6 protein-coding genes and 1 pseudogene are annotated in these 7,791 nt (G+C 65.4%); 1 reads left to right on the plus strand and 6 read right to left on the minus strand.

What is annotated here, in order from left to right:
• Nucleotides 1-244 precede the first annotated feature (244 nt).
• Nucleotides 245-2,623, plus strand: coding sequence for a ribonuclease R (rnr, locus tag B2828_RS06175; protein ID WP_479632826.1), 2,379 nt, complete (start codon nt 245-247; stop codon nt 2,621-2,623).
• A gap of 142 nt (nt 2,624-2,765) precedes the next feature.
• On the opposite strand, the gene B2828_RS06180 is transcribed toward rnr, so the two are convergent.
• The 6 genes and pseudogenes from B2828_RS06180 to B2828_RS06205 form a co-directional block, all read right to left on the minus strand.
• The gene (locus tag B2828_RS06180; RefSeq protein WP_479632827.1) at nt 2,766-3,503 is read right to left on the minus strand and encodes a peptidoglycan-binding domain-containing protein; all 738 of its coding nucleotides are present in this window, start codon (nt 3,501-3,503) and stop codon (nt 2,766-2,768) included.
• A 73-nt stretch (nt 3,504-3,576) separates the two neighbouring features.
• Nucleotides 3,577-4,362 (minus strand): N-acetylmuramoyl-L-alanine amidase family protein, encoded by a 786-nt coding sequence (locus tag B2828_RS06185; RefSeq protein WP_479632828.1) that lies wholly within the window; start codon nt 4,360-4,362, stop codon nt 3,577-3,579.
• Nucleotides 4,363-4,541: 179 nt separating this feature from the next.
• On the minus strand, nt 4,542-4,916 hold the full coding sequence (locus B2828_RS06190) for an NADH-quinone oxidoreductase subunit A (RefSeq protein WP_479632829.1): 375 nt from the start codon (nt 4,914-4,916) through the stop codon (nt 4,542-4,544).
• A 56-nt stretch (nt 4,917-4,972) separates the two neighbouring features.
• Nucleotides 4,973-5,290, minus strand: coding sequence for a hypothetical protein (locus B2828_RS06195; RefSeq protein ID WP_479632830.1), 318 nt, complete (start codon nt 5,288-5,290; stop codon nt 4,973-4,975).
• A 103-nt stretch (nt 5,291-5,393) separates the two neighbouring features.
• Entirely contained in the window at nt 5,394-7,142 is a 1,749-nt protein-coding gene (locus B2828_RS06200; protein WP_479632831.1) for a hypothetical protein, read from the minus strand.
• A 126-nt stretch (nt 7,143-7,268) separates the two neighbouring features.
• A pseudogene (locus B2828_RS06205) lies at nt 7,269-7,791 on the minus strand (hypothetical protein); the annotation flags it as partial.

Genomic DNA, 7,791 nt, shown 5'->3' on the forward strand with positions numbered 1-7,791 from the left:
CTCCATTAGGGAACGAGAAAGGAGCAAAAAAAATGCAAGTTGCTCTTAGTAAGAGCTTCGCTGCCATTTTTGTGTGTTAAGAAACACACCGTCGTAGGAAGCCCGCCTCCAACGCGGCCCGGACGCGGAGGATCATTGATTCTCCGCGTCTTTTTTATTCTGTGCCTCTGTGGTAAATTCTTTGATAATGCTGGGCCAAACCCCAGAGAGGGCGTAAGTTCCCTTCTTAGGAATATTCTGCCGTATGAGCACACCCGATCTCGCTGAGCGCCTTCTTGCGTTCATGCGCTCCCCCCGTTACCAACCCCTCGATAAAATCGCCCTTTCCAAAAAACTCGGCCTGCCCGCCGATGACGGAGGCGAACTGCGCGACCTTCTCCGTAGCCTGGAGGAGCGGGGCGAAATCGCCCGCATCCGCAAGGACCGCTACGTGCTCCCCGAGGAGGCCGAGCTCGTCACCGGCATCCTGCAAGTCCACGGCAGCGGCAATGCCCACCTGCTGAGCGAACGCAAAGGCCAGGCCGATCTCTACATCGCCGCCGAGAACTGCTGGACCGCCTTCAACGGCGACCGCGTCGTGGCCCGGATCCTCCACGAGGGGATCGAGGGCGTCGAGAGCTTCCGCCGCCGCAGGCCCGCGCCGGGCGAACGCCGCGAGGGGCGCATCATCCGCATCCTCAAGCGCGCCAGCGAGACGCTCGTGGGCACCCTCCAGCGCTCGCAGAAGTTTCACTACGTCATCCCGGATGACCCGCGCATCGGCCATAACATCTACGTCCACCCCGGCTCCGCGCCGCTGCCGAAGCCGCCCGTCGTGGGGGATAAAGTCGTCGTCAAGCTCGACGAATGGACCTCCCGCCACATCAACCCCGAGGGGGAGATCATCGAAGTCCTCGGCGCCGCCTCCACCCCGGGCGTCGACATGCTTTCCATCATCCGCAAGTACAACCTGCCCACCGTCTTTGCAGAGGAAGTACTCAGCGAAGCCCACTCCATCCCCGAGATCGTCCCGCCCGAGGAAGCGGCCCGGCGCGAGGACCTGCGCGACTCGCTCATCTACACCATCGACCCCGACGACGCGCGCGACTTCGACGACGCCATCGGAGTCGAGAAACTCAAGAACGGCTGGCGCGTGGGCGTCCACATCGCCGACGTCGGCCACTACGTCAGCCCCGGCACCGCGCTCGACAAAGAGGCCTACGAACGGGGCAACAGCGTCTACTTGGCCGACCGCGTCATCCCGATGCTGCCGGAGCGCTTGAGCAACGGCATCTGCTCGCTCAAGCCGAACGTCGACCGACTCACCCGCTCGGCCATCATGGAGTTCACCCGCAACGGCCGCCTGAAAGCCGCCCGCTTCTCCAAGAGCGTCATTCGCAGCAAAGCGCGCCTCACCTACAAGCAGGCCTACGCCATCCTCTCCGGCAACACCCCCGAACCGCTCCCCCTCACCGTGCCCGACCGCACCGAGGAGATCCCCCAGGCCGTCGTGGAGAATATCCGCGTCGCCTGGGAATTCGCCGCCATCCTGCGCAAAAACCGCTTTGCCGCCGGATCGCTCGACCTCGATTTCCCGGAGGTCAAAGTCTGGCTCGACGCCAAGGGCACCCCGGTCAAGCTGGAGAAGCTCGACAACGACATCTCCCACCAGCTCGTTGAGGAGTTCATGCTCGCCGCCAACGAAGCCGTGGCCCGCGAGACCAAGGTGAAGAATTTCCCCTCCATCTACCGCGTCCACGAAAGCCCCGACGCCGAGAAGCTCGACGAATTCCGCGACCTCGTGCGCCTCTACGATTATCGCGTGGGCGACCTGACCGTGCGCTCGGAAGTCCAGCGGCTACTGGAGGCCATCAAAGGCAAGCCGGAGGAGTACGCGCTTAAGATCGCCTTTTTAAAGAGCCTCAAGCGCGCCGTCTACGAGACCCGGGCCCTGGGCCACTACGGCCTGGCCAAGGTGAACTACACCCACTTTACCAGCCCGATCCGGCGCTATGCCGACCTCGTCGTCCACCGCGTCCTGGGGCACATCGGCGACGGGCGCCAGCAGCTCGCCGCCGCGGCCCTGCCCGTGGTCGCCGAGCACATTTCCCAGACGGAACGGACCGCCGACGGGGCCGAGCGCGACTCGGTGAAACTCAAGAAGATCGAGTTCTTCGCCCTCGCCGCCCAGCGCCTCGACCGGTTCAAAGCGGTCATCCTCGACGTGCGCAACTACGGGCTCGTCGTCGAACTGCCGGAGTACCTCATCACGGGCCTTATCCACGTCTCGACACTCTCGGATGACTTCTACGTCTACGACCCCGCCCGGATGCGCTTCATGGGCCGCAAGAACCGCCGCGTTTTCGCCGCCGGGGAGCACATCGAGGTCTCCGTGGCCAAGGTCGATCTCTACAAGCAGCAGATCGACTTCCAGCCTGCGCCCATTGAGGAGAAATCCAAAGGACGCGGCGGCAAGCCCGCCAAGCCCGAGGCAACCCCCAAGGCGAAACAGCCGCAGCAGCAGCCTGGGCGCGCCAAGAAAGGAGCGCCTCAGCAGTCGCAGGCCCCCCAGGAGGCACAGGGTTCCCGGCGAAGGGGCCGCCATGGCCGCCGCTCCGAAGGGGGCAAACGGCGGGGGAAATAAACCATCCCTGCCGCAAACACCGAGGTATTTACCCGGAGGGAATCAAAATATTTCACGCAAAGCCGCAAAGCCGCAAAGCCGCAAAGAAGAGACGCATCTGCCTCCTTTGCGCCTTTGCGGCTTTGCGTGAGCCTAGTTGGTATTAATCCAGCGGCACGCCGCGCACGGCCCCGGCGGGCGTTTGCGGGATGTACGGCTGGGGCTCCACGCGCGGGCGCTTGATCTTCGCAATCGGCAGGAGCCGGAGCGCGGCAAGCGTGTCGATGTCCAGGCGTCCGGTCTTCGGCAGCCCGGCCTTGGCCTGGTAGCGGTAGAGCGCGGCCTCTAGTTCCTGGCTTGGCCGCCCGTTCACCCGACCCAGGTAGAGCCGTTTTTCAGAAAGCAGCACCTGGGCTTTGCGGATCGTCTCGGACTGCACCTCCACCGGGGTATTTTCAAACGGCGAATGAGCAAAGAGCGCGGCGTAACGCGGGTCAACGGCGTCCGGCGGCGGGGGCAAGGGAGCGCTCGGTGCGGCGGGCGGCAGCACCGTCACGGGAGCCGCGGGGGCGGCGGGAGCCGCAGGAGCAACCGGGGCGGGAGTAGCCGGGGCGGGAGTAGCGGGGGCGACGGCAGCGGCCGAGCCCACTGGGATACCGGTCTCGCGCTGGAGGGCCGCTTCGGTCTCGGGCGTCAGGTTGCCCGAGGGTTCGAGCTGGGCGCGAATCTGGAACCGGCGCAGAGCTCCGCGCGTGTCGTCGTTGAGTTCGCCCGAGAGCTCGCCGCCGTAATAACCGGCGCTTTGGAGCGCTTTCTGAGCCGCGCGAACTTCTTCATCGGCCCCCGCGTAGTGGGCGGTGAGCGCCAGGGCCAGGGTGGAGACAAGGAAAAGCTTTTTCATACAGAGTGATCCGAGAACTAGCATCACCCTATAGCACCAAACGGGCCTCTGCTCCAAAAAAACACGATCTGCCCTAGCGTTTTTGCGCCAGCTTCGGCTGCGGCTGCGGGTGGCGAGCGCGCCACCAAGCCTCGATGCCGTCGGCGATCCCCTCGGCCAGGCGCTCCGCGTAGTTGTCCTGCTTGAGGAGGTCCGACTCCATGCGGTTGGTAATAAACCCCCCCTCCACGAGCACCGCCGGGAGGCGGGTGTGGCGAGTCACGTAGAGATGGCGCGCCCGGATGCCCCGGTCTTTCGCGCCGGTTTGCAGCACCACCGCCGTCTGCACCCGCGCGGCCAGGTCCTCGCCGGTCTCCACGGGGTCGGCCCGGGTGAAAAAGCCCATCCAGCTCCAGTCGCTCGGGATGGGTACCTTCGAGTCGGCATAAAACGTCTCGATGCCCGCCTGGTCGTTCCCGCTTCCCTGGTTGAAGTGGATGCTTACGAAAAGCGCCGGGCCGCGCACGCGGTTGGCGATGGTGGCGCGGTCGGAGAGGGAAATGTAGTTATCGTCCGTGCGGGTCTGCACCGTTGGGAACCCTCTGGCGTTGAGGATTTTCTCCAGCCGCAGCGCGGTATCCAGGGTCAGGTCCTTTTCGGCCACGCCCTTGTACTTGGCGCCGGAGTCGACGCCGCCGTGGCCCGCGTCGATAATGACGGCCGGGAGCGTGGTCTGAGGGAAGGTGCGGTCATCCTCCTCCTCGGGGTCGGGCGCGATGACGACCGTGAGGCAGCCCGCCAGCACCACCAGCCCCACGCAGGCGATGGACGTTCTCCACTCCCAGATCCCCAGCCATTTCCACATCAGCACGCTCATCATGCCCATCAAAATGGATTCGGACCGGGGGGCAGGATTGCACCCCCTAGGGGGGCCGAAGTGGGAGTTTTTTTCAGCGGGGCCGGGGATCAGGGGCCGTGGGCGGAAAAAAAAGAACTCAGAAGCGCCAGGCTCCTGAGTTCTTTAAAAACGTTGGGATCGTTTCGGGGTGGCTGGCGCGGCTAGCGCTGCCAGTTGAGCACACCCTTCTTGATCGCGTAGATGTACCCCACGGTCACCACACCGATAAAGCTGACCATGCTCCAGAGGATGGTCAGATCCTGGTGTTTGATGAACTCCCGGAAGGAAACGGCCCAGGGGTACATGAAGACGATCTCCAGATCGAACAGGATGAAGAGCATCGCCGCCACGTAGAACTTGACCGAGAACCGGGGCTGCTGGCTGCCAATGGGCAACATGCCGCACTCATACGGGCTGTCCTTTACCGGGTTGCGCCTGCCGCTTTTGCCGAGCAGCACGCTGAAACTCAAAGCGATCACGACGAACGCGATGGCAAACACGATTTGAACCAGGACGGGTATGTAGGAGGTAAGCATGGTTTTTCGTTGGGCGCAGCCTTAACCACCGGCTGCCGGGGAATGGAGGAGGGAGCCTAGGCTGCGACGGCCGGGGCGGGGATGGGGGCTGCGGCCGCCGGTTGCATCGTGGAGAGACCCGCAAGACCGCGGTATTTCTTGCCGGTCTTCTTTACCATGCCGCGGGCGACGAGATTTTGCAGTTTCTCGTAGGCTCGCAGCCGGAGCATTTCCTCTCCGCCGCTGGCCGCGTTGCGGGCCCGCAGGTTTTCATGGACGATGTCGAAGAGTTGCTTAAATTCCAAAGAACTTTTCCGCGAAAGGACGCTGACGAGTTCCTCAGTCACGAGGTCGGGCAGGCGACGGGAAAACGCAGTTTTCTTCTGAATAGGCATAGACCAACAATTTACCACCTATTTCCAGAAAAACTAATGGAAAAATTCAGGCGGGCCCCAAATTTAACCTGCCTGCCATGTTCCATCCGGGGATCCCCTAGGCTCAGGGGTCTGAGGGGTCGGCGGGGGCGCTGAGTGCCTTGGGCGGCGCGGGCGGCAGGATCGACTGGGGGTTGGGATTCGGGGGCCGCAGCGCGGGAGCGGCGGCGTAAAAGGCTCCCAGGCCCAGCCCGGCGGCCAGCTCCACAAAGGAGACCGGTCCGGCGGTGTCGATGACGATCCCCTCCTCGGCCTGATGGGCGCTGAGCGTGATCGGCGAGAGGTGGCGGCTCACGGCCTGGGGCGAGGGGAGGCGGTCGAAGTCGGCATACGCGCTCAGCCACGGGATGCCCGGGCCCCAGATGGCGGCGGCGGGCCTCAGCGCGGTGTAGATGCGCTCAAAGACCGTGGCGGCGTCGAGGTAGGCCAGGGCCGTCTCGGGCCGGGCCAGCAGCGCGACCGAGCTGCGGAAGACCGGCGAGCGCTCCAGCGTCTCCCCTTTCCCCTCGGGCTGGTGAACGGCGTGCATGGCGAAGGGGCGCAGCCGCTCGGAGCTAAGCCCGGCTACCATGTGGCCGCCCGCCAGAGCTACCGCCGGGTGGAAAAGGGCTGGCTGGGCCAGCGAAAAGGTCCAGATCGGCACGCCACCGGCATCCTCGCGGTCCCAGCGCTGCAGAAGCGCCTCGGTGAAGCGGCGGGCCTGGGCCGGGTCACGGATTTCGGAGGCCAGGAAGAGGTCCGGCTGCGGACTCGGGCGCGGCCAGTCGAGCAGCAGGGCGTGCTCCGGCCCGAAGGCGGCCTGGAAGCGGGCGAGGTCCGGCTTGCCCGGGGGGGTGATGGCCGCCAGCAGCGTCGGGATCAGCCGGTTCGTGCCCGGCGCGTTGGATCCGAGCCAGCTTTCCAACTGCGGAGCCATGGCGCCGTAAAAGAGGGTGTCAGACGTGGTCAGGGCCAGGGTGCGGCCGTTCAAGGCGGGTACTCGGGTGGGGGTGCCCCGCAGGCGAATGACCAGCGTGTCATGGATGAGCGCCCCCTCGATGCGGGAGGCGAGGGCGGCGGAGGCGAACTTGGGCGCCGGGGTGGTGGGCTTATCGGCGCTAAAGCGGGCGAGCAAGCGGTTCGCCGGGGCCGGGGACTGGACGAAGAGGCGGAAATCGGCCCTGGGCGGCAGCGCCAGCTGGCTGACCCGGTAGGCCGCGGTTTTCGCCAGGACGGGGTGGCCGCTGCCCGAGAGCCGGTCGAGGGTCGCCTTGAGCAGGTCCACGTCGTTGGCCACGAAGTACCAGTTTTTGGCAAAACACCCGGCCAGGGTGACGCCCCGGTCGTTAAAGGTCAGCAGACGGTAGCCCCGGTAGTGGAGCCGCCGGATGCCCCCCTGGGGTGAGGCGTTCTGGGCCCGGATGAGCGCTTGAGAGATGAGCGGCTCGAGTTCGCGGCGGTCTCCGGTGAACTCCAGGCCCGCCACGGCGCGGGGCCGGTTCTCCTCCAGGCTGGCGACCGCCAGAAAGGCCTGGCGGGGCCGGAGGCGCTTCAGGCGTTCCATGGCGTCGGGCAAATCGGCCCCCGGGGCCATTCCCGCCACGGGCTTGGAGAGAAAGGCGCGAAGCTCGGGCTCGGCAAAGATCTGGGAAAGCGCCGTCCCCTTCCAGCGCATGGCCGTTGAGGGGAGGTTCGGGAACTCGGCTACCAGGAGCGCCTCGGCGGGTGCCAGCTGGGCCGCGCTGACTTGCCGTGCGCGTTCCAGATTCCAGATCACCCCCGCACCCACTGCACCCCAAAGAAGGAGCGCCCCCGCCAGAAGCGTCTTTTTCATATTCCGGAATGTCGTCCGTTAAAGCGTTCTCGCCCAAGGAAAAACGCGGCGGAAACCCCTGAACGAAGCCTCGCGGATCAGATGAAGGGGCCCCTCCCTCGCCCCGCTAGGGCTCTCGGGGTGTGCTCAGGGTGCGGGCGTGGAGGCGGGCTCTCCCGGGAGGGGGGTAAGCGCTTTGGATGCCTCTGCGGGGACCTCTTTTTGCAGCCTCAGGTTGCAGCAGTTGACAAGTTCCAGCGCCTTGGTGTCGTCGGGATCGATCTCCAGCACCCGGGTCAGCAGCGCCAGCGCGCGGGCCCAGTGGCGCTCATTCATCTCCAGAATGGCCAGGTTATTGAGGGTCGTGGGCATCCGCGTGTTAACCCTCAGCGCCCAGTTGTAGTAGCTGCGAGCTTTCTCGGGGTTGTGCATTTCCAGCCAGTAGGTTCCCAGGGCGGTGAGGATGTCGGCGTTGCCGGGCGCGGCTTCGGCGGCGCGTTCCAGCTTCACTCGGGCGGTGAAGAGATCGCCATGTTCCAGCGCCAGGCGGCCGCTGTTAAAGTCGTCCAGGCTCCGCGCCTCAAGGGCTCCGGTTTGGGGCGGGCGGGTGATGAAAAACGCCGCCAGCGCCACCGCCGCCCATCCCCCCGCCGTCAGCCAGCGGCGGCCC

Source organism: Spartobacteria bacterium UBA695, from assembly GCA_002298145.1.
Taxonomy (GTDB): Bacteria; Verrucomicrobiota; Verrucomicrobiia; order Chthoniobacterales; family Chthoniobacteraceae; genus UBA695.

What these genes read in the sequence shown, in the direction of transcription:
- B2828_RS06180 (WP_479632827.1), bottom strand. Translation starts at nt 3,503, where the DNA reads ATGAAAAAGCTTTTCCTTGTCTCCACCCTGGCCCTGGCGCTCACCGCC.
- B2828_RS06185 (WP_479632828.1), bottom strand. Translation starts at nt 4,362, where the DNA reads ATGATGAGCGTGCTGATGTGGAAATGGCTGGGGATCTGGGAGTGGAGA.
- B2828_RS06190 (WP_479632829.1), bottom strand. Translation starts at nt 4,916, where the DNA reads ATGCTTACCTCCTACATACCCGTCCTGGTTCAAATCGTGTTTGCCATC.
- B2828_RS06200 (WP_479632831.1), bottom strand. Translation starts at nt 7,142, where the DNA reads ATGAAAAAGACGCTTCTGGCGGGGGCGCTCCTTCTTTGGGGTGCAGTG.
- rnr (WP_479632826.1), top strand. Translation starts at nt 245, where the DNA reads ATGAGCACACCCGATCTCGCTGAGCGCCTTCTTGCGTTCATGCGCTCC.
- B2828_RS06195 (WP_479632830.1), bottom strand. Translation starts at nt 5,290, where the DNA reads ATGCCTATTCAGAAGAAAACTGCGTTTTCCCGTCGCCTGCCCGACCTC.